The 23,274-nt window shown below is 69.6% G+C and carries 24 protein-coding genes; 11 read left to right on the top strand and 13 right to left on the bottom strand.

Going from position 1 to position 23,274, the window contains the following annotated elements:
- The first annotated feature begins 1 nt into the window (after position 1).
- The 3 genes from ACZ7M7_RS11490 to ACZ7M7_RS11480 all read left to right on the top strand — a co-directional run bounded on the left by ACZ7M7_RS11490 (position 2) and on the right by ACZ7M7_RS11480 (position 3,061).
- Positions 2-772: an ABC transporter permease gene (locus ACZ7M7_RS11490; RefSeq protein ID WP_383602528.1), complete on the top strand. Its 771-nt coding sequence runs from the start codon at positions 2-4 to the stop codon at positions 770-772.
- Between the two features lie 121 nt (positions 773-893).
- Complete coding sequence (locus ACZ7M7_RS11485) at positions 894-2,195, top strand: ABC transporter ATP-binding protein (RefSeq protein WP_472115091.1); 1,302 nt, start codon at positions 894-896, stop codon at positions 2,193-2,195.
- Positions 2,192-3,061, top strand: a complete 870-nt coding sequence (locus tag ACZ7M7_RS11480) for an ABC-2 transporter permease (protein ID WP_383602534.1) — start codon at positions 2,192-2,194, stop codon at positions 3,059-3,061. Before ACZ7M7_RS11485 ends, ACZ7M7_RS11480 begins: the two co-directional genes overlap by 4 nt.
- A gap of 7 nt (positions 3,062-3,068) precedes the next feature.
- Here the strand turns inward: ACZ7M7_RS11480 and ACZ7M7_RS11475 are convergent, their stop codons facing one another.
- Positions 3,069-3,401 (bottom strand): ATP/GTP-binding protein, encoded by a 333-nt coding sequence (locus ACZ7M7_RS11475; protein WP_472115088.1) that lies wholly within the window; start codon positions 3,399-3,401, stop codon positions 3,069-3,071.
- A 223-nt stretch (positions 3,402-3,624) separates the two neighbouring features.
- Between ACZ7M7_RS11475 and ACZ7M7_RS11470 the strand changes: the two genes are divergently transcribed.
- Positions 3,625-4,653, top strand: coding sequence for an LLM class flavin-dependent oxidoreductase (locus tag ACZ7M7_RS11470; protein WP_383602540.1), 1,029 nt, complete (start codon positions 3,625-3,627; stop codon positions 4,651-4,653).
- Between the two features lie 102 nt (positions 4,654-4,755).
- On the opposite strand, the gene ACZ7M7_RS11465 is transcribed toward ACZ7M7_RS11470, so the two are convergent.
- Positions 4,756-5,148, bottom strand: coding sequence for an SCO5389 family protein (locus tag ACZ7M7_RS11465; RefSeq protein WP_383602543.1), 393 nt, complete (start codon positions 5,146-5,148; stop codon positions 4,756-4,758).
- A gap of 266 nt (positions 5,149-5,414) precedes the next feature.
- Between ACZ7M7_RS11465 and nucS the strand changes: the two genes are divergently transcribed.
- Positions 5,415-6,086: an endonuclease NucS gene (gene nucS, locus ACZ7M7_RS11460; RefSeq protein WP_369273432.1), complete on the top strand. Its 672-nt coding sequence runs from the start codon at positions 5,415-5,417 to the stop codon at positions 6,084-6,086.
- A gap of 79 nt (positions 6,087-6,165) precedes the next feature.
- Here the strand turns inward: nucS and ACZ7M7_RS11455 are convergent, their stop codons facing one another.
- The 4 genes from ACZ7M7_RS11455 to ACZ7M7_RS11440 form a co-directional block, all read right to left on the bottom strand.
- Positions 6,166-8,745, bottom strand: coding sequence for an ATP-binding protein (locus ACZ7M7_RS11455; RefSeq protein ID WP_472115083.1), 2,580 nt, complete (start codon positions 8,743-8,745; stop codon positions 6,166-6,168).
- A gap of 259 nt (positions 8,746-9,004) precedes the next feature.
- On the bottom strand, positions 9,005-9,328 hold the full coding sequence (locus ACZ7M7_RS11450) for an STAS domain-containing protein (protein WP_062717671.1): 324 nt from the start codon (positions 9,326-9,328) through the stop codon (positions 9,005-9,007).
- 207 nt (positions 9,329-9,535) lie between these two features.
- Positions 9,536-10,384 carry a 3-hydroxyacyl-CoA dehydrogenase family protein gene (locus ACZ7M7_RS11445; RefSeq protein WP_427839899.1) on the bottom strand — a complete coding sequence of 283 codons (849 nt, stop codon included), beginning with the start codon at positions 10,382-10,384 and terminating at the stop codon, positions 9,536-9,538.
- 139 nt (positions 10,385-10,523) lie between these two features.
- A complete protein-coding gene (locus tag ACZ7M7_RS11440) occupies positions 10,524-11,162 on the bottom strand; it encodes a TetR/AcrR family transcriptional regulator (RefSeq protein WP_383633158.1) in 639 nt (212 codons plus the stop codon).
- A 79-nt stretch (positions 11,163-11,241) separates the two neighbouring features.
- Here ACZ7M7_RS11440 and ACZ7M7_RS11435 point away from each other — a divergent pair, with 79 nt between their 5' ends.
- From ACZ7M7_RS11435 to ACZ7M7_RS11425, 3 genes are read left to right on the top strand one after another with little or no spacing between them, the layout of a single operon-like run.
- The gene (locus tag ACZ7M7_RS11435) at positions 11,242-12,024 is read left to right on the top strand and encodes an ABC transporter ATP-binding protein (RefSeq protein ID WP_472115079.1); all 783 of its coding nucleotides are present in this window, start codon (positions 11,242-11,244) and stop codon (positions 12,022-12,024) included.
- Between the two features lie 11 nt (positions 12,025-12,035).
- Positions 12,036-12,785, top strand: coding sequence for an ABC transporter permease (locus ACZ7M7_RS11430; protein ID WP_383602557.1), 750 nt, complete (start codon positions 12,036-12,038; stop codon positions 12,783-12,785).
- Positions 12,786-12,798: 13 nt separating this feature from the next.
- Positions 12,799-13,371, top strand: coding sequence for a cob(I)yrinic acid a,c-diamide adenosyltransferase (locus ACZ7M7_RS11425; RefSeq protein WP_383602560.1), 573 nt, complete (start codon positions 12,799-12,801; stop codon positions 13,369-13,371).
- Here ACZ7M7_RS11425 and ACZ7M7_RS11420 read toward each other — a convergent pair.
- Both ACZ7M7_RS11420 and ACZ7M7_RS11415 read right to left on the bottom strand, forming a co-directional pair.
- Positions 13,368-13,556, bottom strand: a complete 189-nt coding sequence (locus ACZ7M7_RS11420) for a DUF5708 family protein (RefSeq protein WP_383602563.1) — start codon at positions 13,554-13,556, stop codon at positions 13,368-13,370. The genes ACZ7M7_RS11425 and ACZ7M7_RS11420 overlap by 4 nt on opposite strands.
- A complete protein-coding gene (locus ACZ7M7_RS11415; RefSeq protein WP_362380514.1) occupies positions 13,553-14,146 on the bottom strand; it encodes a hypothetical protein in 594 nt (197 codons plus the stop codon). The genes ACZ7M7_RS11420 and ACZ7M7_RS11415 overlap by 4 nt, the downstream gene beginning before the upstream one ends.
- A gap of 89 nt (positions 14,147-14,235) precedes the next feature.
- Between ACZ7M7_RS11415 and ACZ7M7_RS11410 the strand changes: the two genes are divergently transcribed.
- From ACZ7M7_RS11410 to ACZ7M7_RS11400, 3 genes are all read left to right on the top strand, one after another.
- Positions 14,236-15,486, top strand: coding sequence for a sensor histidine kinase (locus ACZ7M7_RS11410; RefSeq protein ID WP_472115074.1), 1,251 nt, complete (start codon positions 14,236-14,238; stop codon positions 15,484-15,486).
- Positions 15,483-16,124, top strand: coding sequence for a response regulator (locus ACZ7M7_RS11405; protein WP_472115071.1), 642 nt, complete (start codon positions 15,483-15,485; stop codon positions 16,122-16,124). The genes ACZ7M7_RS11410 and ACZ7M7_RS11405 overlap by 4 nt, the downstream gene beginning before the upstream one ends.
- 124 nt (positions 16,125-16,248) lie before the next feature.
- Positions 16,249-18,069 carry a glycosyl hydrolase family 18 protein gene (locus ACZ7M7_RS11400; protein ID WP_383602572.1) on the top strand — a complete coding sequence of 607 codons (1,821 nt, stop codon included), beginning with the start codon at positions 16,249-16,251 and terminating at the stop codon, positions 18,067-18,069.
- 4 nt (positions 18,070-18,073) lie between these two features.
- Here ACZ7M7_RS11400 and ACZ7M7_RS11395 read toward each other — a convergent pair whose 3' ends face one another.
- The 5 genes from ACZ7M7_RS11395 to atpA all read right to left on the bottom strand — a co-directional run bounded on the left by ACZ7M7_RS11395 (position 18,074) and on the right by atpA (position 23,152).
- Entirely contained in the window at positions 18,074-18,520 is a 447-nt protein-coding gene (locus ACZ7M7_RS11395) for a DUF2550 domain-containing protein (RefSeq protein WP_062709764.1), read from the bottom strand.
- 163 nt (positions 18,521-18,683) lie between these two features.
- Positions 18,684-19,058, bottom strand: a complete 375-nt coding sequence (locus tag ACZ7M7_RS11390) for a F0F1 ATP synthase subunit epsilon (protein ID WP_328423388.1) — start codon at positions 19,056-19,058, stop codon at positions 18,684-18,686.
- 129 nt (positions 19,059-19,187) lie between these two features.
- Complete coding sequence (atpD, locus tag ACZ7M7_RS11385) at positions 19,188-20,624, bottom strand: F0F1 ATP synthase subunit beta (RefSeq protein ID WP_389449939.1); 1,437 nt, start codon at positions 20,622-20,624, stop codon at positions 19,188-19,190.
- Positions 20,624-21,541, bottom strand: a complete 918-nt coding sequence (locus tag ACZ7M7_RS11380) for a F0F1 ATP synthase subunit gamma (RefSeq protein ID WP_383602578.1) — start codon at positions 21,539-21,541, stop codon at positions 20,624-20,626. The genes atpD and ACZ7M7_RS11380 overlap by 1 nt, the downstream gene beginning before the upstream one ends.
- A gap of 21 nt (positions 21,542-21,562) precedes the next feature.
- Positions 21,563-23,152, bottom strand: coding sequence for a F0F1 ATP synthase subunit alpha (gene atpA / locus ACZ7M7_RS11375; protein WP_472115065.1), 1,590 nt, complete (start codon positions 23,150-23,152; stop codon positions 21,563-21,565).
- Between the last annotated feature and the right edge of the window lie 122 nt (positions 23,153-23,274).

Raw genomic sequence — 23,274 nt, 5'->3', positions numbered from 1 at the left:
CATGGCAGCCACGCAGGTCGTCCGCTCCGAATGGACCAAGATCCGGTCCGTCGCCTCCACCGTGTGGACGCTGTCCCTCGCGGTGGTCGTCACCATCGCCCTCGGGATGCTGATCTCGGGCCTGTCGAACAGCGAGTTCGACAACATGAGCGAGCGGGACAGGCTCTCCTTCGATCCGACCTTCATCAGCTTCGCGGGGATGACGCTCGGTCAGCTCGCACTGATCGTGTTCGGCGTGCTCGTCGTCTCGAACGAGTACAGCACCGGCATGATCCGCACCTCGCTGGCCGCGGTGCCCCGGCGTGGGACCTTTCTGGCCAGCAAGATCGCGGTGGCGACCGGCCTCGCGCTGATCGTCGGCCTGGCCACCAGCTTCGTCACCTTCTTCCTGGGGCAGGCGATGCTCGGCGACCACCGGGCGGAGATCGGCGACCCGGGCGTGCTGCGCGCGGTGATCGGCGGCGGGCTCTACATGACGCTGATCGCGATGTTCTCGATGGGCGTCGCCGCGATGCTGCGCTCGCCGATGCTGTCGCTGGGCATCCTGATGCCGTTCTTCTTCCTGGTCTCCAACATCCTCGGCAACGTCTCGGCCACCGAGAAGATCGGCCAGTACCTGCCGGACCAGGCCGGAAGCAGGATCATGCAGGTGGTCACCCCGATCGACGACGACAAGCCGTACGGCCCCTGGGGCGGGCTCGCGATCATGTTGCTGTGGGTGATCGCATCGCTCGCGGGCGGTTACATCACGCTGAAGAAACGGGACGCGTAGGGTCACGGTTGGCACGAGGTTTTACTTGCTCTTGAGTGGAACCGTCAGCGCCTCGGTATCCTCCTAACCCTTACGGGGGGCGTGTGCCCCGCTGTCCTGAACCTTTCGATGGGTGCGGAGCATGATCGAGGCAGTCGGCCTGACCAAGCGCTACGGCGACAAGACCGCTGTGTACAACCTGTCCTTCCAAGTGCGGCCCGGAGCCGTCACCGGCTTCCTGGGCCCCAACGGCTCGGGCAAGTCGACGACGATGCGAATGATCCTCGGCCTGGACAATCCGACGGCGGGGCACGTCACGATCGGCGGCTACCCGTACCGCAGGCTGCCCAACGCCCCCCGCCAGGTCGGCGCGCTGCTGGACGCCAAGGCGGTGCACGGCGGCCGGGCGGCCCGCAACCATCTGCTGTCGCTCGCCCAGCTGTCCGGCATCCCGCCCCGGCGCGTGGACGAGGTACTCGGCGTGGTCGGCCTCCAGGACGTGGCCAAGCGTCGCTCCAACGGCTTCTCGCTCGGTATGGGCCAGCGCCTCGGCATCGCCGCCGCGCTGCTCGGCGACCCCCAGGTGCTGCTGTTCGACGAGCCGGTCAACGGCCTCGACCCCGAGGGCATCCTCTGGGTGCGGAACCTGATGAAGTCGCTGGCCGCCGAGGGCCGCACCGTCTTCGTCTCCTCGCACCTGATGAGTGAGATGGCGCTGACCGCCGACCACCTGATCGTCATCGGGCGCGGACAGCTGCTGGCCGACATGGGCGTCAAGGACTTCATCGCGGCGAACTCCGCCGGCTTCGCCCGGGTCCGTACGCCCGACACCGAGCCGCAGCTGCGCGAGAAGCTGGCCGGCGCGCTCGCCGAGGCGGGCGGGCACGTGCTGCCCGAGCAGGACGGCGCGCTCCGGGTGACCGGGCTGGCGCTCCCCCGCATCAGCGACATCGCGCACGACACCGACGTACGGCTGTGGGAGCTGTCGCCGCACCAGGCCTCGCTGGAGGAGGCGTACATGCGGATGACGCAGGGCGCCGTCGACTACCGCTCGACCGTCGACCAGAAGACCGGGCTCCAGCAGCCGCTGGCGCCCGGCGCGCAGCCGCCGATGCCGGTTCCGGGCCAGGGCCAGCCCGGCTGGTACGCCCCGCCGCCGCCCGAGCAGGGCGGGCAGCCGTTCGCCGCGCCGCAGGGTCAGCCGATGCCGGGCGCGCCGGGCCATGCGCCCGCCGGTCCCTACGGCGCTCCCGCGGCGCCCGGCACCGCCCCGGGCGCCGGTACGGCCAACCCGTACGCCCAGCAGGCGCCCCAGGCGCTCCAGGGGCCGCCTCCGGCCCAGCCCGCCGCCCCGCAGGCCTTCGCCGCGCCCGCGCCCCAGCAGGCGCCCGCTCAGCCGCCTGTCGCCCCCTCCGCCCCGACCACGCCCGAGGACGCCCGATGAGCACGCCCCAGCCCCCGATGCCGCAGACCGCCGCACCGAACTGGCAGGCGGCGCCCGGCTCGTCGTACCCCACCTACACCTCGCCGATCCCCGTCGTGCGCACGCACCTCGGGCACGCGCTCGCCTCCGAGTGGACGAAGATCCGGTCGGTGCGCTCCACGATGTGGACGCTCGGCGTTTTCGTGGTGCTCGTCATCGGCATCGGCCTGGCCGCCGCCGCTCTGGTCGCCGCGAACTCCTCCGACGGCAGCGTGAGCGGCGAGAACCCGCTGGCCTTCGGCTTCTTCGGGCTGCTGCTCGGCAGTATCTGCATCATCACGCTCGGCGTGCTGACCACCGCCTCGGAGTACGGCACCGGCATGATCCGGACCACGATGACCGCCTGCCCGACCCGCGGCCGGGTGCTGCTGGCGAAGTCGATCGTGTTCTTCGCGGTCGCTTTCGTGGTGACGCTGGCGTCGGCCGTGCTCGTCGCCCTCGCCGACGTGGCCATGCTGGACGCGCGTGAGCCCAGCACCCAGGAGTGGCTGAAGGGCACGGTCGGCATCTCGCTCTACATCGCGCTGCTCGGCCTGCTCTCCCTGGTCGTCGGCTCGATCATCCGCCACTCCGCGGGCGCGATCACGATCATGATCGGTGTCGTGCTGGCGCCGCTGGTGCTCGCGCTGTTCATGTTCTCGGAGTCCCTGCAGGACCTTCAGCAGGCCCTCTTCGAGTACTCCATCCCGAACCAGCTCAGCGTCTTCTACGCCCAGTCCCTCACCGACACCGGCCCGTCCGGCTGGGACCCGCTGTGGATCATGCTCGCCGTGACGGCGGTCGCTTTCGCCGGCGCCTACGCGCTGCTGGAGAAGCGGGACGTGTAGGTCCGGCTCAGAATTTCGGCGAGTTCCGGGACCGCTGCACCCGCGTGGTGCGGCGGTCCTTCGCGTTCCAGCACGCCTTGTGCCAGTGCCGGCGGTCGTCGACGCCGACGTGGTCCGGCCAGGCGACGACATGCGGGACGCCGTCCGGGATCAGCTGGTCGCAGCCCGGGCAGCGGTACGCCTTGCCCTGCGCGCTGGCGCCCGCCACGTGCCGCACGTTCCACTCCTCGCCCTGCCAGTTCTCCGTGGACTGCCAGCCGCCGTACCGGCCGGAACGGTCGTCCTCGGCGCTGCTTCCGGACGAGCCGACTCCCTTGGGTCGATTGCGACGCGGGGACACGGAACACCTCACGGGGCTATACAGGATGCGGGAACCGCGTCCAGCCTACGCGGCGCGGTCAGGGCTAGTCGTACGGCACCAACCCCCACAAGTCCCTCGCTCCGACGAAGCATTCTGCAGACAATCCGCAAATCTCTTCGTCAAGCCGTGTCCTCGGCACGTGTCAGACGGTTATGCCGGGTGGGGGAGCTCCGCGTCGGAGCCAAGGAAGCAGGAAAAGGCAATGCACGTAGGTAGTTTCGTGTTGGCGGCCCGGTTCCCGGGACAGGGCGACGGGGAGGCGCTGCACCGCGCGGTCCGCTCCGCCGAGGTCGCCGAGGAAGCGGGGCTCGACACGGTCTGGCTGGCCGAGCACCACTTCGTGCCGTACGGCACCTGTCCGTCCGCGATCACGCTGGCCGCTTTGCTGCTCGGCCGCACCCGGCGGTTGCGGGTCGGCACGGCGGTCAGCGTACTGCCCACCGCGCACCCGGTGACCCTCGGCGAACAGGCCGCGCTGCTGCACATCGCCTCCGGCGGGCGGTTCTCGCTGGGCGTGGGGCGCGGCGGCCCCTGGGTCGACCTGGAAGTGTTCGGCTCGGGTCTGCAGGCGTACGAGGAGGGGTTCCCCGAATCACTCGACCTGCTGCTGCGCTGGCTGCGCGAACCGTCGGTCGCGGCCGCCGGCGAGCAGTTCAGCTTCCGCGAGGTCCCCGTCGTACCCAGGCCGTCGGAGTGCCTCACGGATGCCACGGGGCCCGAGGTCGTCGTCGCGTGTACGTCACCGCACAGTGTGCGTCTCGCGGCCGAGCGCGGGCTGCCGATGCTGCTCGGGATGCATGTGGGCGACGAGGAGAAGGCCGAGATGGTCGCCCTGTGGCGGGAGTGTGCCCGCGCGGCCGGGCGGCCCGCCGACGAGATCCGGGGCGCGGCCCATGTGTCGGCCGGCGTCTGCCAGATCGCGGACCGGCGCACGGACGCGGTCGAGGCGCTGACGAAGGCGATGCCGGGGTGGCTGCGGCAGGGCCTGGAGGCCCATGTGACGGTGGACGGCCGTCATCGCGCGATGCGCGACCCGCTGGCGTACACCGAACTGCTCTGCGGACTGCACCCGGTGGGCACCCCGCGTCTGTGCGCCGACCGCCTGGCGGCGACCAGCGAGCGGACCGGGATCTCCCGCTTCGCCCTGCTGGTCGAGGGCTCGGGCGATCTGGCGGCGACCGAGGAGAACGTACGGCGACTGGGCGCCGAAGTCCTCCCCCACCTCGGCTGAATCGCCCGGTCGCGAGTCAACGTCCCGGTCCGTCAGAGGGCTTGCCGCCCCAGTACTGATCGCACCTCCCGCGTACGGAGCGGCAAGCAAACGGCTACTGCGTCAGCAGTCCCTGAATTCCGGCGACTGGTTCATCACCTGACTGCGGACCGAGGTGAAGCGGGTCAGCGTCTCGTCGACCGAGGCGTCAAGCGGGAACACCGCCACCCGGTGGCAGTTCTGGAAGGCCAGTCGCACCCCGAAGTGCCGCTGCAGCGCGCCGCGTATCGCGTCACTCGCAAGCGCACGCAGCAGCTGGCCACGTGCCTGCTCGTCCGGCGGGGGCGTCTGGTTGTCGGCGAACGAGCCGCCGTCGACCTTCAGCTGGGCCACCAGGGAGCTGATCATCTCCCACGCATAGGGCAGGGAGGTCCGGACGCAGTCGACGAAGGCGGCTTCGTCGACCTCGCCTCGCTCGGCCTGTTCGAGTAGGGCCGGTGAGACGTCGAGCGACATGGGTTCTCCTCTCGCACCCCCGCAGCAGCGGGGGTTGCCGGACAGATAGGGGAAGTTCGCGATACCGAACACTCTGCGTACACGCCTCGCGACCTCCCGTTTAATACGGTAGGCAACAGACGGTGACGGCACCAGGAGATTGCGTACATGGGCGGTCCTCGTTAGGCGCACAATCGGCCAGAAATGAACAGGGGCAGTCCGGGGTCTTACGGACTCTCCCAGGGCGAATCGCGTCGACACCGGCCCGTCGAGTAGCGTTGCGGACCATGCGTCTCGTCATTGCCCGATGCTCCGTCGACTACGCGGGCCGGCTCACCGCCCACCTGCCCTCGGCGCCCCGTCTGATCCTGGTCAAGGCGGACGGCAGCGTCTCGATCCACGCGGACGACCGGGCCTACAAGCCCCTGAACTGGATGTCGCCGCCCTGCACCCTGAAGGAGGGTGACGGCGAGCAGAAGGACGTCTGGACGGTCATCAACAAAGCGGGCGAGAAGCTGATCATCACGATGGAGGAAGTCCTCCACGACTCCTCGCACGAACTCGGCGTGGACCCCGGCCTGATCAAGGACGGCGTGGAAGCGCACCTCCAGGAGCTCCTCGCCGACCGCATCGAGACCCTCGGCGAGGGCTACACGCTCATCCGCCGCGAGTACATGACCGCGATCGGCCCGGTCGACATCCTGTGCCGGGACGCCGAGGGCCGGACGGTCGCGGTGGAGATCAAGCGGCGCGGCGAGATCGACGGCGTGGAGCAACTCACGCGCTATCTGGAGCTGTTGAACCGCGATCCCCATCTCGCGCCGGTCCGCGGCATCTTCGCGGCCCAGGAGATCAAGCCGCAGGCCCGGGTCCTGGCGACGGACCGCGGCATCGGCTGCCAGGTGCTGGACTACGACGCGATGCGGGGCATCGAGGACGACAAGCTGCGGTTGTTCTGACGCGCCGTTCTCGGCAGTTGTACGACGAAGAGGGCCGGGTCCTGAGGATGGACCCGGCCCTCTTGTCCGGAAGCGGGCGTCAGATCAGGGAGTCGGAGCCGCTGCTGGGCGAGCCCTCGTCCGTGCTCTGCGGAGCAGATGCCGAACTGGTGGTCTCCGCCGGGCTGGAGGAGGCCGGGCCGCTGGCCGACGTCGAGCTGGTCGGGGTGTCCGTCGGCGAGGTCGGCGGGTCCGTCGGCGTCTCGGTCGGCGGGTCGGTCGGCTCCTCGGTCGGCGGGTCCGTCGGGTCCTCGGTCTCCGTCTCGGTGGGCGGCTTGGGCGAGGTCGGCGGCTTCGACGTCGACGACGGCGGCTTCGGCGAGTTCGACGGACCGCCGCCCGGCCCCTGCGTCCCGCTCGGGTCGTCCGACGGATCCGTCTCACCGTCGGTCGGTGTCGGGTCGTCCGAGGTGCCGTACGTCCCGTCGGGGCCCGGGTCGGTCGGGCGGCTGGTGGGGGTGCCCGTGTCGCCGGAGCCCTCCCCGTCGTCGCCCTCCGCCTTGTCGGCGCCGAGGCTGTCGTCGCCGACGCCCTGGCTGGCGGACGGGTTGGGGCCGACCTGGGTGGCCGGGCCGTCGGGGTCGTTGTCGGACGTGGCGCCGAGCGTCACCACCGTGCCGAGCACGGCCACGAGCAGTGCGCCCGCGCCGGCCGCGACGAGGTTGCGACGCGCGAACCCCCGGACACCGCCGCGGCCCTTGTGCGAGGCCGGGGACGACGGGGACACCGCCGAGGCCCGGTGCGTGACCAGCGTCGTGGCGTCACCGGCGGGCAGGAAAGCGGCCGGTACGCCGCCGGGCGGCGACTGCGACTCCTCGTACCGCGCGTCCGGCACCTCCTCCCCCGCCGTCGCGCCGAACGCGGCCACTCCCGGCGTCGTACCGGAGCGGTCCGAGACCAGGGCGAGGGCGCGACGGCCCGCGACCGTGCCGCGCTTGTCGGCGAGGGCGCCGCGCAGGCCGATGGAGGTCTCCAGCTCGGCGCGGGCCCGGTCCAGCTGGCCGCCGCAGAGCGCGAGGATGCCCAGCTCGTGGTGGAAATAGGCCTGTTCGGTCACGTCACCGGCCAGGCGCGCGGCCTCGGCGCCGGCCCGCAGGGCCCGCTCCCAGGCACTCCAGTACAGCCCCGCCGCGAACGCGGGCGCCGCCGTGCGGGCCAGCTGCACGGTCGGGCTCTCCTCGCCCTCGGCGGGCGGTGTGGTGCCCGGTACGAGGACTGCGAGGGCGGCGAGCACCGCGTCCGCCTCTGCGGCGACCCGCTCCGGTGTGACCGAGGGGTGCCCGGCCCACCAGGCGTAGTGCCGCGCGGCGGCGAGGGCGCCTTCCCGGACGTCCTCGGTGTATCCGGCGGCCTCCAGCTGGGCCTGTACGCCGGCGGCGAGGCGGTAGCGGGAACCGACCGGCGTGACCAGCCCGCAGTCGGCCAGCTCGCCGAGGGCGGCGTCCGCGTGGGTGTCGCCGACCAGGGCCGGCAGATGCGCCTGGTGCGGCACTTCACCGCCGAGCGCGACGGCGAACTTCAGGGTGGCGCGGGCCGAGGCGCTGAGCCGTGAGGCGAGCAGCGGAGCGGGCCCTGCCGCCTCGCCGAGCGACGGCAAAGGTGTCTCCACGCCGCCGCTCTCGGTGCCGAACGGCCCGTCGACAGGCGTGTCGAAGGGGGCGTCGACCGGCCGCGCGTCCTCGAAGACGCCGTACTCGTCGACGGCGTCCGCGCCGGCCCGCAGCCGGTCCCGCTGCCGCAGCAGGGCTCCGGCCTGGACGAACCGCAGCGGCAGGCCCTCCGACTCGAACCACAGGTCGCCCGCCCAGTTCGCCTCGTCCTCGGTGAGGACCCGGCCGACCTGGCGCTCCAGCAGCTCCACGCTGTCGGCACGCTCGAGGCCGCCGAGGACGACCTCCTCGATGCCGGACTCGGTGGAGGGCGCGGGGATGTCGGGCGTTGCGCCGATCAGGAACGCGCACTCGGGGGTCGCGTCCAGCAGCTCGTCGAACGCGGCGCCGCCGAACTCGATGTCGTCCAGGACGACGACCGCGCCGATCTCACGCACGAAGCCGAGCAGTTCGTCCTGATCCGGACGGTGCAGGGGCGCGCCGTAGACGGAGTAGAAGAGCTCGTACAGCAGATCGGCGGGCGTGCGGCGGTAGCCGGTGAGGCGGACCACGCCGTCGGGGGCGAGGTCCTCGCAGTCCTCGGCGACGAGGTCGAGGAGGCTGGTGCGGCCGGCGCCCGGCGAGCCGACCAGACGTACGGAGCGGCCGCGGGCCAGCATCCGTACCAGCTGTTCGCGCTCGTCCTGGCGGGCCAGGAGCGGCTGGGCGGGACGGGTCGGGCCGGGCGGCACGGGTGGTCTGGCGGCGCGGTCGACCTCGGCGCGTTCGGCCGGGGTCAGCTTCTCGGGCCGCGAGGGCCGCTCCGCCGGCGGGCAGGCCTCGATCTCGCTGCCGTCGACGGGGTTGACGGTGAGCAGGAAGTCGCCCGAGACCAACTGCACCGTGCGGGCCAGTGCGGGCGAGTGCTGTCCGAAGTCGGGTGTGAGGGGATCCCTGGGCGGGCGCTGGCGGGACGACTGGCCGTCGCCGTCATGGCCGTGCTCCTCGGGTCCCCGGGTGTTCGGGTCCATCGGTTCAAGCCCCCCAAAAGCGTCTCGTGTGCGTTTGCGGCCCCTCCCGGCCTTTGCACACCACGCTGTCGCTTCTGGTCCGGGCCCGCTCGAAGGGGTTTGTCTAGGCAGCGGGCAGCCGAACCCTAAACCTTCGCACAGTATCTACGACAGCTCGGGGTACCGCGCCGCCCGAGACATCACAGTCTCGTGAGAATTGTTCGCGACGTACGATTCGCAACCGGAACGTCCGCCTGTCCCGCCCCACCCGTGCCGGGTGTCACACCCGGGGCAGGGACTCCACCCCGATGCCGCCCTCGATCGCCAGGATCCGGTGCAGCCGGGTGGCCACCAGCAGGCGCTGCATCTGCGGCGGTACGCCGCGCAGCACCAGGCGCCGGCCGCAGCGGCCGGCCCGCCGGTGGGCCCCCATGATCACCCCGAGTCCGGTGGCGTCCCAGGAGACCAGCTCGGACAGGTCGAGCACCAGATCGCCGACTCCGTCATCGACGGCCGAGTGCAGGACCGTACGGGCGTCCGCCGCGCTGCGGACGTCGAGGACGCCCCCGACGACCAGTTCGGCGTGGTCGCCCCTGATGTGCATATGCGCTCCCCAAGCGTGCGTTCGTGCTCCGCGATGTGTTGTCTGCGTATGTGCCTGTGTCTGTGTTGGCTATGAGTCTTCGTTGTGGCCGGTGATGCAACCTCTGACTGCGTTGAGCGGTCAGAGGTTGCCGTCTGTAAGCGAACCGATACCGAATTCACCCCATCGCGTGACGCGCCGGGGGGCTGTGCGGTGGTCTACGAAACCTCAGTAGCTGTAAAAGCCTTGCCCGCTCTTGCGTCCGATGTCACCCGCGTCCACCATCCGGCGCATCAGCTCCGGCGGGGCGAACTTCTCGTCCTGGGACTCGGTGTAGATGTTGCTGGTGGCGTGCAGCAGGATGTCGACGCCGGTGAGGTCGGCCGTGGCGAGGGGCCCCATGGCGTGACCGAAGCCCAGCTTGCAGGCGAGGTCGATGTCCTCGGCGGTGGCGACACCCGACTCGTAGAGCTTGGCGGCCTCGACGACGAGCGCGGAGATGAGGCGGGTCGTCACGAACCCGGCGACATCCCGGTTGACGACGATGCAGGTCTTGCCGACGGACTCGGCGAACTCACGTGCGGTGGCGAGGGTTTCGTCGCTCGTCTTGTAACCGCGGACCAGCTCGCACAGCTGCATCATCGGGACCGGCGAGAAGAAGTGCACACCCACGACCCGCTCGGGGCGCTCGGTGGCGGCCGCGATCTTGGTGATCGGGATGGCGGACGTGTTGGAGGCGAGCACGGTGTCCTCGCGTACGACCTTGTCGAGGGCGCGGAAGATCTCGTGCTTGACTTCGAGCTTCTCGAAGACGGCCTCGACGACGATGTCCGCGTCGGCGGCGGCGTCCAGGTCGGTGGTCGCGGTGATACGGGCCAGGGCGGCGTCGGCGTCGTGCGCCTCCAGCTTGCCCTTGCTGACGAACTTGTCGTACGACGCCTTGATGCCGTCGGTGCCGCGCTTCAACGCCTCGTCGGTGACGTCACGCAGGACCACGTCCCAGCCCGCCTGAGCGGAGACCTGAGCGATCCCGGAACCCATCAAGCCGGCGCCGATGACGGCAAGCTTCCGTGCCACTGTTGCGACTCCCCTTTGAAACGCCTTACACCCTGTTTAGGTTGCTCTTCGGCGGACCTTAGCGCTCGTGAGGGACTGTGTGACCGGTTAGTAACGCGAGTCACGTCTCACTTGACGGACATCACACCGGCACGGGCCATTACGCGCCACGGACGGCGTAGTTGAGCACCTTCTCGCCCAACAGCTCCTCGATGCCGTCGAGAAGGACCAGCATCTCTCGTGACACTTTGCCCGGATTGCGCCCGGCGGCCATCTCCTGCCCGATGCGGACGAACACCGTCTGGTGGATCCAGGCGATCTGACCGGCGATCAGCCCCGGCAACGGGTCGGCGGCGTCCGCGCCGGTCTCCTCGCGCAGGGTCGACGCCAGGTGGTCGTGGATCTCCTGCTGCATGCTCCACAGCCGGGAGCGCAGCGGCGGCGCCTCCTGGATGCAGCGCATGAAGCGGTCGTAGCCCTCGAGGAGGCCGATCCGGGGCGAGACCGCCTCGACCTCGGCGCGCAGTTCGCGCAGTACGGCCCGGACGGCCGGCTCCCCGTCCTCCCGGCCGCGCACCCAGCGCGAGAGCTGATCGACGACACCGGCGGAGCGGTCGAAGAAGAGGTCCTCCTTCGCCGGGAAGTAGTTGTAGACGGTGTTCACGGAGACGTCGGCGGCCTCCGCCACCTCCGCGATGGTCACGGTCACAAAGCCGTGCTCCAGGAACAGCCCGGTGGCGATGTCCGAGATCCGCTGCCTCGTCTCGCGCTTCTTCCGCTCCCTGAGCCCTTCAGCCATGACCCCATCCTAACTTCGATGGGGTCACTAAAACTTTGGGGTCATTGCAAACTTTAAGAGAGTCTGTTTTTCTGGGGCCATGCCAATCATCAGTACGGCCGGACTGGCCCGTACCTTCCAGACCAAGCTCGGCCCGGTGGAGGCCGTGCGCGGCATCGACCTGACCGTGCGCGAGGGCGAGATCCTCGGCTTCCTGGGACCGAACGGGGCCGGCAAGACGACGACCCTGCGGATGCTGACGACCCTGCTGGCGCCCACCGGGGGCGCGGCCACCGTGGCGGGCTGCGATCTCGCGACCGACCCCGCCGGGGTACGGCGGGCGAGCGGTTACGTGGCCCAGTCGGGCGGGGTCGACCCGCAGATCAGCGTGCGGGAGGAGCTGGTCACCCAGGGCCGGCTGTACCGCCTGACGAAGGCGCAGGCGGCCGGGCGCGCCGAGGAGTTGACCCGCGACCTGGGCCTGGCCGACCTGCTCGACCGCAAGGCCGGCGCCCTCTCCGGCGGCCAGCGCCGACGCCTCGACATCGCGATGGCACTCACGCACCGCCCGAAGGTCCTGTTCCTCGACGAGCCGACGACCGGGCTCGACCCCGGCAGCCGCGCCGACCTGTGGGACCTGATCCGGCGCCTGCGCGACGAGCAGGGCACCACGGTGTTCCTGACGACCCACTACCTCGACGAGGCCGACGCCCTCGCCGACCGCCTGGTCGTCGTCGACCGGGGCGTGGTCGTGGCCGAGGGCACGCCGACCGCGCTGAAGCTGGAGTACGGCGGCTCGATCGACGCAAGCCTCCAGGACACGTTCCTCGCCATCACCGGCCGCGGTCCCGCCCCGGCCGACGCCGCCCCCGTAGCCGTTTAGGACCCCCTCTGATGCTGCTGCACGACACGGCCCTGATCTACGGCCGCTATCTCCGTCAGTCCCTGCGCTCCCGCTTCGCCCTGCTCTTCGGCGTGCTGATGCCGCTGCTGTACCTGCTGTTCTTCGGCCCGCTGCTGACGGATCTGCCGCTGGGCGGGGAGGGCAGTTCGTGGCAGGTCCTCGTCCCGGGGCTGCTGCTTCAACTCGGCCTGTTCGGGGCGTCGTTCGCCGGGTTCTCGATCATCATCGAGAAGGGCCAGGGGGTGGTGGAGCGGATGCGGGTGACGCCCGTCAGCCGACTCGCGCTGCTGCTGGGCCGGGTGCTGCGCGATGCCACGGTGTTCGTCTTCCAGGCGGTGCTGCTGGTGCTCGCGGCGCTGGTGATGGGCCTGAGGGCTCCCCTGCCCGGCGTGCTGATCGGCTTCGCGTTCGTCGGGCTGCTGACGGTGTCGCTCGCCTCGCTGTCGTACGCGCTCGCCATGAAGGTCCGCACCCCGCAGGAGTTCGGCCCGGCGATCAACGCCATGACGATGCCGATGATGCTGCTGTCGGGCCTGATGCTGCCGATGACACTGGGACCGACGTGGCTGGACGTGTTGTCGCACTTCGTGCCGTTCCGCTATCTGGTGGACGCCGTGCGCGACGCGTACATCGGCTCGTACGCGACGACGCCCATGCTGTACGGCGTCCTGGTCGCCGTCGCCTTCGCCGGACTGGCCGTGACGGTCGGCACACGCGTGTTCCGAACCGCCGGAGCGTAACTACGCTGGCCACATGGTCAATCTGACGCGCATCTACACCAGGACCGGCGACCAGGGCACCACCGCCCTCGGCGACATGAGCCGGGTCGCCAAGACCGATCTGCGGATCTCGGCGTACGCCGACGCCAACGAGGCCAATGCGGTGCTCGGCACCGCCATCGCGCTGGGCGGGCTCGACGAGGAGGTCGTCAAGGTCCTCACCCGCGTGCAGAACGACCTGTTCGACGTGGGCGCGGACCTGTCGACGCCGGTGGTCGAGAACCCCGAGTTCCCGCCCCTGCGGGTCGAGCAGTTCTACATCGACAAGCTGGAAGCCGACTGCGACCACTTCAACGAACAGCTGGAGAAGCTGCGGTCCTTCATCCTGCCGGGCGGCACGCCGGGCGCCGCTCTGCTGCACCAGGCCTGCACGGTCGTACGCCGGGCCGAGCGCTCGACGTGGGCGGCGCTGGAGGTCCACGGTGAGGTGATGAACCCGCTGACGGCGACCTATCTGAACCGCCTGTCCGACCTCCTGTTCATCCTCGCGAGGACGGCGAACAAGGAGGTCGGGGACGTGCTGTGGGTGCCGGGCGGGGAGCGCTAGGCGCTCGCTCGCGCCCGTTGGAACAGGCCCAGTGCGACCAGGGCGCCGCCGACGCACATCATCACCAGGCCGACCTTCGTCAAGGTGATCACCGGAACCTCCACGTCCTCGGTGAACAGCCACAGCGGCAGGCCGACCAAGAAGGTGGCGGCGCCCTCCAGCAGGTTCCTCGACGCCTGGCTCACGACTCCACCCGCTCCTTCTCCGTCTCCGTCGTGAGCTGATCCCGCGCCTCCTCGCCGGCCGGCGCCTTACGCGGCCAGATCGTGTACGACAGGGCGATCAGGCCGTAGATGCCGACCGTACGGATCGCCACCCACTGGAAGCTGCGCAGGGAGCTGACGTCGCCGTCGTCGCCGACGTACCAGACGGCGAGCTGGAGCAGGCCCAGTGCCACCGCGCCGCCGTACACGGCCCGCATCCACAGCTTGGCTTCGTGGCGGGCGCGGGCGCTGCCGTAACGCGGAGGCTTGCGCGGAGGCGGGGCGCCGCCCAGGCGGTGGGCCGCGTGGCCGTCCAGCCAGCGGATCGTGTAGTGGCCGAAGGCCACGGTGTAGCCGATGTACAGCGCCGCGAGGCCATGCTTCCAGCTCGGGTCGGAGCCGTTCTTCAGATCGATGGCGGCCGCGACGAACAGGACCAGCTCCAGCACCGGCTCGCACAGCAGCAGCACCACGCTCGTACGGCGCCACTTCAGCAGGTAGCGGACGGCGAGGCCCAGGGCCAGCAGCACCCAGAAGCCGACCTCGCAGGCGATGATGAGGGCGACGATCACAACTTGCTCCCTTCGGTCACCCTTCCAGGCTCCCGTCGGGACCGGCGGCTTTCGTCGTCGCCACTGACGAACTCGCGGTACATCGAAGGATGCAGTCCAGGACCCTTCCCGGGAATCAGGCGCGGACCGCACACACCGTGTTGGATGGAGCCATGCTCCTCCCCCGCCCCCGCCGCTTCGACGTGTACATCGCTGTCGGCGGGCTGCTCGGCGGCCTGCTGCTGGTGGGCATCGGCCTGGGCACCCGGCCCTCCGACGACCCGATCACGCTCTTCGACGGCCCCTGGCCCATCATGGTGCCGCTCGCTGTCATGGCCTGCTGCGAGCTGCTGCGCCGGGCGGCCCCGCGCACAGCCCTGCTGATCGGCTCGGTCGCGATCTGCGCGGACGTCGTGACGCAGGGCAATCTGGCCACGGTCCTGATGTTCACCGACATCGTCTACGCGGCCGTGCTGTACGGCCCGCTCGCCTCGGCCCGCCGCATCCAGTGGATCACCGGCCTGCTCACGGTGGCCGCGACACTGGTGCCGTTCGCGGTGTGGCGCGAACCGGAGGCGCTGCTGATCGGCGTGGTCGTGGGAGTCGTGGCGTACGGGCCCGCCGCCACGGGCTGGATCGTGCGCAACCACCGTGACGCCGCCGAGGCCGCCCGGCTGCGCGCCGAACAGACCGCGCTGCTCGCCGAGATGGACCGCACGCAGGCCGTGACGTCGGAACGCTCGCGCATGGCACGCGAGTTGCACGACATGGTCGCCAACCACCTCTCCGCCATCGCCATCCACTCCACCGCCGCGCTCTCCCTCGACGATCCGAAGACCTCCCGGGACGCCCTGACGGTCATCCGCGAGAACAGCGTCGAGGGCCTCGCCGAGATGCGCCGGCTCATCGGCATCCTGCGCGACTCCAGTGGCGACACCGAGCCGGTCGCCGCCCCCACGCTCGACGGCCTGGACGCACTGGTCGAGGGCGCCCGCACCAACGGCCTCGACGTCCACCTCGACGCGGACCCCGGCACCGTCCCCACGCCCGTCGAACTCGCCGCATACCGCATCGTGCAGGAATCGCTGACCAACGCCCTCAAGCACGCCGGCCCGGGCCGGGTCACCGTGTCCCTCGCCCGGCGGGACGGCTCACTCACCGTGACGGTGACCAGCCCGTACGGCGACCGTGACGGCCCGCGCGCCCCCGGCTCCGGTGCCGGTCTGGTCGGCATGCGCGAACGCGTCGCGCTGCTGGACGGCACCTTCGAGGCCGGCCCCGAGGACTCGCCGGACGGCAAGGTATGGGCCGTACGCGCCGCCCTCCCCGTCACCGACACGGTCGAAGGAGACCCCGCATGATCCGCGTGCTCGTCGCCGAGGACCAGTCCGCCGTCCGCGCCGGCCTGGTCCTCATCCTGCGCAGCGCGCCCGACATCGAGGTGGTCGGCGAGGCGGCGGACGGTGAGCAGGCGGTGGCCCGGGCCCGTGAACTGCGGCCCGACCTGGTGCTGATGGACGTACAGATGCCGCGCCTGGACGGGGTGTCGGCCACCCGGCAGGTCGTCGCCGAGGGGCTGGCCGACGTGCTCGTGCTGACCACCTTCGACCTCGACGAGTACGTGTTCGGGGCGCTGCGGGCGGGCGCGTCCGGGTTCCTGCTCAAGAACACCGACGCCAAGGACCTGCTGGAGGCGGTACGCACGGTGGCGCGCGGCGAGGGCCTCATCGCCCCGGCCGTCACCCGGCGCCTGATCTCGGAGTTCGCCGCGAAGCCCGTGCGGGAGCCGAAGGCCGACCTGTCCGTCCTGGACAGCCTCACCCGGCGCGAACGCGAGGTGCTGTCCTGCCTGGGCGAGGGCCTGTCGAACGCCGGCATCGCGTCCCGGCTCGACATGGCAGAGGCGACCGTAAAGACACATGTCAGCCGATTGCTGGGGAAACTGGAGCTGCGCAGCCGGGTCCAAGCGGCCGTATTGGCGCAGGAGTTGGGGATCTGAGGTTTACGCCTCGGAACTGGTCCAGACCTATTGACCGGTGGTCCAGACCTTTCTATTCTCACCGCACCATGAGTGGGCGTGAGGCTCAGTCGCGCCCCGTGACTCCCCATCAAGGAGGCGCAGCATGCGCTTCAGACACAGAGCTGTGGCAGGGTTCGCGACCCTGCTGCTCCCGCTGGCCGGTCTGGTCGGCCTCGCGAGCCCGGCCGAAGCCGCCACGTCCGCCACCGCCACCTACGCCAAGACCCAGGACTGGGGCTCCGGATTCGAGGGCAAGTGGACGGTGAAGAACACCGGCACGACCGCCCTCAGCTCCTGGACCGTCGAATGGGACTTCCCCTCCGGCACGTCCGTCACCTCCGCCTGGGACGCCGACGTCACCTCCTCCGGCACCCACTGGACCGCCAAGAACAAGTCCTGGAACGGCTCCCTCGCCCCCGGCGCCTCCGTCACCTTCGGCTTCAACGGCACCGGCACCGGCTCCCCCGCCAACTGCAAGCTCAACGGCGGCAGTTGTGACGGCGGCAGCGTCCCCGGCGACAACCCGCCGTCCGCTCCCGGCACGCCCAGCGCCTCCGACATCACCAACACCTCGGTGAAGCTGAGCTGGTCGGCCGCCACCGACGACAAGGGCATCAAGAACTACGACGTCCTGCGCGACGGCACCAAGGTCGCGACGGTGACGGCCACGTCGTACACCGACAGCGGTCTGACCGCCGGCACCGACTACTCCTACACCGTCCAGGCCCGCGACACCGCCGACCAGACCGGTCCGGCCAGTGGCGCCCGCGCGGTGCGCACCACCGGCGGCGGCACCGACCCGAACCCCGGCGCGAAGATCAACCTCGGGTACTTCACCGAATGGGGCGTCTACGGCCGCAACTACCACGTCAAGAACCTGGTGACCTCGGGCTCCGCCTCGAAGATCACCCACATCAACTACGCCTTCGGCAACGTCAAGAACGGTCAGTGCACCGTCGACGACACCTACGCCGCCTACGACAAGGCCTACACCGCCGACCAGTCCGTCAGCGGCGCCGCGGACACCTGGGACCAGCCGCTGCGCGGCAACTTCAACCAGCTGCGCCAGCTGAAGGCCAAGTACCCGCACATCAAGGTGCTGTACTCGTTCGGCGGCTGGACCTACTCCGGCGGCTTCGGCCAGGCGGCGGCCAACGCGGCGGCGTTCGCCAAGTCCTGCAAGGCCGTCGTGGAGGACCCGCGCTGGGCCGACGTCTTCGACGGCATCGACATCGACTGGGAGTACCCGAACGCCTGCGGCCTGACCTGCGACACCTCAGGACCTGCCGCGTTCAAGAACCTGATGTCCGCCCTGCGCACCGAGTTCGGCTCCAACTACCTGGTCACCGCTGCCATCACCGCCGACGGCTCCAACGGCGGCAAGATCGACGCGGCCGACTACGGCGGCGCCGCCCAGTACCTCGACTGGTACAACGTGATGACGTACGACTACTTCGGCGCCTTCGACGCGGACGGTCCGACCGCCCCGCACTCGCCGCTGACCTCGTACGCCGGCATCCCGCAGGCGGGCTTCAACTCCGCCGACGCGATCGCCAAGCTGAAGTCGAAGGGCGTCCCGTCCGCCAAGCTGCTCCTCGGCATCGGCTTCTACGGCCGCGGCTGGACCGGCGTCACCCAGTCCGCCCCCGGCGGCTCGGCGACCGGCGCGGCCCCCGGCACCTACGAGGCGGGCATCGAGGACTACAAGGTCCTCAAGAACTCGTGCCCGTCGACCGGCACCATCGCAGGCACGGCCTACGCGCACTGCGGCAACAACTGGTGGTCCTACGACACCCCGTCGACCATCGCCGGAAAGATGACCTGGGCCAAGAACCAGGGCCTCGGCGGCGCGTTCTTCTGGGAGTTCAGCGGCGACACCAGCAACGGTGAGCTGGTGACCGCCATCAACAGCGGGCTGAAGTAGGCCCTTAAGCAACATTGACGCGCTGACCGGGCGGGGCTGCTTCCAGCCACGCGAGAAATCCGGTCAGCGCGTCTTCGCTCATGGCGAGTTCGAGGCGGGTGCCCCGATGGAGACAGGTGAGGATCACCGCATCGGAGAGCAGCGCCAGTTCCTCCTCGCCGTCGGGCACCCGGCGGCCGGCCACCTCGATGGCGGAACGCTCCAGGATGCGGCGCGGGCGATAGGCGTAGGAGAAGACGCGGTACCACTCGATACGGTCGCCGTTGTAGCGGGCGACGCCGTAGCTCCAGCCCTTGCCGCTGGTATCGGGTTTCTCCGGCACGTCCCAGCGCAGGGAACAGTCGAAAGTGCCGCCCGAGCGCTGGATGAGCCTTCGGCGCAGGCCGAAGACGAACAACCCCAGCACCACGAGGGCGACGACGATTCCGCACACAGTCAGAGCGAGGACCATCGACACCGACCTCCTCGTCTCCTAGGTAACGGAACGGAAAAAACTTCCATATCTGCCTCAGCCGCGACCGGCACCGGATTGCTCCGGTCCCAGCCGCGGCTGAGTGACGTCTTCGCGTGCGCTCCCTCCAGAGCCTAAAGGGCCCGGGAGGTACCTCCAGGGGTCAGCGCGCCGTCGCCGCCCGCAGACGGACCTCCGCGCGGCGCTCGGCGGAGGCATCGTCGTCGGACTGCGCGCGCTCCAGCGCCCGCTCCGCGCGCTGGACATCGATCTCGTCCGACAGCTCGGCGATCTCGGCCAGCAGCGACAGCTTGTCGTCAGCGAAGGAGACGAAACCGCCGTGCACCGCGGCGATGACGGTTCCACCTTCACTCGTACGGATGGTCACCGGGCCCGACTCCAGCACACCGAGCAGCGGCTGGTGACCGGGCATGACGCCGATGTCGCCGGACGTGGTACGCGCGACGACCAGGGTGGCCTGGCCCGACCAGACCTCACGGTCGGCGGCGACCAGCGCGACGTGCAGCTCAGCAGCCAAGGTGGCTCCTCGGGTCACCACCCGGCGGGTTCTGCCGGGTGTTGGTTACAAGTCTAATAGGCATGGAAGAGGGGGCGGGACGTGCCCCGCCCCCTCACCAAGAGCACAAGGCTCACAAGCACCGGTGCGTCAGGAGACGCCCAGCTCCTTCGCGTTCTTCTTCAGGTCCTCGATACCACCGCAGAGGAAGAATGCCTGCTCCGGGAAGTGGTCGAAGTCACCGTCGATGATCGCGTTGAACGCGGTGATCGACTCGTCCAGCGGCACGTCCGAGCCGTCCACGCCGGTGAACTGCTTGGCGACGTGGGTGTTCTGGGACAGGAAGCGCTCGACACGGCGGGCACGCTGGACGACCAGCTTGTCCTCCTCGCCGAGCTCGTCGATGCCGAGGATCGCGATGATGTCCTGGAGGTCCTTGTACTTCTGCAGGATCCCCTTGACGCGCATGGCGGTGTTGTAGTGGTCCGCCGCGATGTAGCGCGGGTCCAGGATCCGGGACGTGGAGTCCAGCGGGTCCACGGCCGGGTAGATGCCCTTCTCGGAGATCGGACGGGACAGCACCGTCGTCGCGTCGAGGTGGGCGAACGTGGTGGCCGGGGCCGGGTCGGTCAGGTCGTCCGCGGGGACGTAGATCGCCTGCATCGAGGTGATCGAGTGACCACGGGTCGAGGTGATGCGCTCCTGGAGGAGACCCATCTCGTCGGCCAGGTTCGGCTGGTAACCCACCGCGGAGGGCATCCGGCCGAGCAGGGTCGAGACCTCGGAACCGGCCTGCGTGAAGCGGAAGATGTTGTCGATGAAGAACAGCACGTCCTGCTTCTGGACGTCACGGAAGTACTCGGCCATGGTGAGGCCGGCCAGCGCGACGCGCAGACGGGTGCCCGGGGGCTCGTCCATCTGACCGAAGACCAGGGCGGTCTTGTCGATGACGCCCGACTCGGCCATCTCCTCGATGAGGTCGTTGCCCTCACGGGTGCGCTCACCGACACCGGCGAACACGGAGACACCGTCGTGGTTGTTGGCGACGCGGTAGATCATCTCCTGGATGAGCACCGTCTTGCCGACACCGGCACCACCGAACAGACCGATCTTTCCACCCTTGACATACGGGGTGAGAAGGTCGATGACCTTGACGCCGGTCTCGAACATCTCGGTCTTCGACTCGAGCTCGTCGAAGTTCGGCGCCTTGCGGTGGATGCCCCAGCGCTCGCCGTCGTAGCTCTCGTCGACGTTCAGCACCTCACCGAGGGTGTTGAACACCTTGCCCTTGGTGAAGTCACCGACGGGCACCGTGATGGAGGCACCGGTGTCGGTGACCGGGGCCTGGCGGACCAGACCGTCGGTGGGCTGCATCGAGATCGTGCGGACCAGGCCGTCACCCAGGTGCTGGGCGACCTCCAGGGTCAGCGTCTTCTTCTCGCCGTCCTTGGCCGGGTCGGCCACCTCGACGTGAAGGGCGTTGTAGATCTCCGGCATGGCGTCGACGGGGAATTCCACGTCGACGACCGGGCCGATGACCCGGGCGACGCGGCCCGTGGCAACGGCCGTCTCAACTGTCGTCGTCATTACCTGTCACTCCCCGCGGTCGCGTCGGCCAGGGCTGCGGAGCCACCGACGATCTCGCTGATTTCCTGGGTGATTTCGGCCTGGCGGGCCGCGTTGGCAAGCCGCGAGAGCGTCTCGATGAGCTCTCCCGCGTTGTCGGTGGCCGACTTCATCGCGCGCCGCGTGGCGGCGTGCTTGGAGGCGGCCGACTGGAGCAGCGCGTTGTAGATACGGCTCTCCACGTAGCGCGGCAGCAGGGCGTCGAGGACGTCCTCCGCCGAGGGCTCGAAGTCGTACAGCGGGCGGATCTCGCCCGAGGGCGCGGACTCCTTGGCCACCTCTTCGAGGCTGAGCGGCAACAGACGGTCGTCGAGGGCCGTCTGCGTCATCATCGAGACGAACTCGGTGAAGACGATGTGGAGTTCGTCCACGCCGCCCTCGGCCGTGTCCTTCTCGATCGCCTCGATCAGCGGCGCCGCGACCTTCTTGGCGTCCGCGTACGACGGCTCGTCGGTGAAGCCGCTCCACGACTCCGCGATCTTGCGCTCACGGAAGTTGTAGTGGGCGACACCACGGCGGCCGACGATGTAGATCTCGACCTCCTGGCCCTCGTGCTCAAGACGCGCGGTCAGCTGCTCCGCGATCTTGATGGCGTTCGCGTTGAAGGCGCCGGCGAGACCGCGGTCGCTCGTCAGGAGCAGCACCGCGGACCGCGTGACCGTCTCGGCCTGCGTGGTCAGCGGGTGCTTGGTGTTCGAGCCGGTACCGACCGCCGTGACCGCGCGGGTGAGCTCGGTCGCGTACGGCGTGGAGGCCGCCACCTTGCGCTGCGCCTTGACGACGCGCGAGGCGGCGATCATCTCCATCGCCTTGGTGATCTTCTTGGTCGCGGTGACGGATCGGATGCGACGCTTGTAGACCCGGAGCTGGGCTCCCATGAGTCAGGTCCCTTCCTTACGTCACTTGCCGGAGGCCGAGGCGTCCTCGCCGAGAAGCTTGCCGTCCGAGGTCTCGAACTGCTTCTTGAAGTCGGCGATCGCGTCGGCAACAGCGGTGAGGGTGTCGTCCGACATCTTGCCGCCCTCCTTGATGGAGGTCATGAGGCCCTGCTCCTTGCGGTGCAGGTACTCGAGGAGCTCCTTCTCGAAGCGGCGGATGTCGTTGACCGGAACGTCGTCCATCTTGCCGGTGGTGGCACCCCAGACCGAGACGACCTGGTCCTCGGTGGCCATCGGCTGGTACTGAGCCTGCTTGAGCAGCTCGACCAGACGCGAACCACGCTCCAGCTGCGCCTTCGACGCAGCGTCCAGGTCGGAACCGAAGGCGGCGAACGCCTCCAGCTCGCGGTACTGGGCCAGGTCCAGACGGAGACGGCCGGAGACCTGCTTCATCGCCTTGTGCTGCGCGGAACCACCGACTCGGGAGACGGAGATACCGACGTTCAGCGCGGGGCGCTGACCGGCGTTGAACAGGTCCGACTCCAGGAAGCACTGGCCGTCGGTGATGGAGATGACGTTGGTCGGGATGAACGCCGAGACGTCGTTGGCCTTGGTCTCGACGATCGGCAGACCCGTCATCGAACCGGCGCCCATGTCGTCGGAGAGCTTCGCGCAGCGCTCCAGCAGACGGGAGTGCAGGTAGAAGACGTCACCCGGGTAGGCCTCACGGCCCGGCGGGCGGCGCAGCAGCAGGGACACGGCGCGGTAGGCGTCGGCCTGCTTCGAGAGGTCGTCGAAGATGATGAGGACGTGCTTGCCCTCGTACATCCACTGCTGGCCGATGGCCGAACCGGTGTACGGCGCCAGGTACTTGAAGCCGGCCGGGTCGGACGCCGGGGCGGCGACGATGGTCGTGTACTCCAGCGCGCCGTTCTCCTCCAGCGCGCGGCGGACCGACGCGATGGTCGAGCCCTTCTGGCCGATGGCGACGTAGATGCAGCGGACCTGCTTGTTCACGTCGCCCGAGCGCCAGTTGTCGCGCTGGTTGATGATCGTGTCGACGGCCAGGGCGGTCTTGCCGGTCTGGCGGTCACCGATGACCAGCTGACGCTGACCACGGCCGATCGGGGTCATCGCGTCGACGGCCTTGTAGCCGGTCTCCATCGGCTCGTGCACCGACTTACGGGCCATGACGCCCGGAGCCTGCAGCTCGAGGGCGCGGCGGCCGGACGTCTCGATCTCGCCGAGGCCGTCGATCGGGTTGCCGAGCGGGTCGACGACGCGGCCGAGGTAACCCTCGCCGACAGCCACGGAGAGGACCTCACCGGTACGGGAGACCGGCTGACCCTCCTCGATGCCGCTGAACTCACCGAGGATGACGGCGCCGATCTCGCGCTCTTCCAGGTTGAGCGCGAGTCCGAGGGTGCCGTCCTCGAACTTCAGCAGTTCGTTGGCCATGGCCGAGGGCAGGCCCTCGACCTTCGCGATGCCGTCGCCGGCAAGGGTGACCGTACCGACCTCCTCGCGCGAGGCCGCGTCCGGCTTGTACGACTGGACGAAGTTCTCCAGCGCGTCCCGGATCTCCTCCGGCCGGATCGTGAGCTCCGCCATCTGGGTTCCCTGCTCTCCTTGTTGGGCCCGAAGTTTCACTTTGGGGGGATGGGGACTCCCCCCGTAAAAGAGGTGAATCCTCTGCACGGCCCAACATGGGCCGTCGTAAGTACGTACTGCTC

The sequence above is a fragment of the Streptomyces sp. NPDC111606 genome (assembly GCF_055656945.1).
The sequence above is the reverse complement of the archived record's forward strand: the minus strand, read 5'-3'. Positions and strand labels throughout refer to the sequence as shown.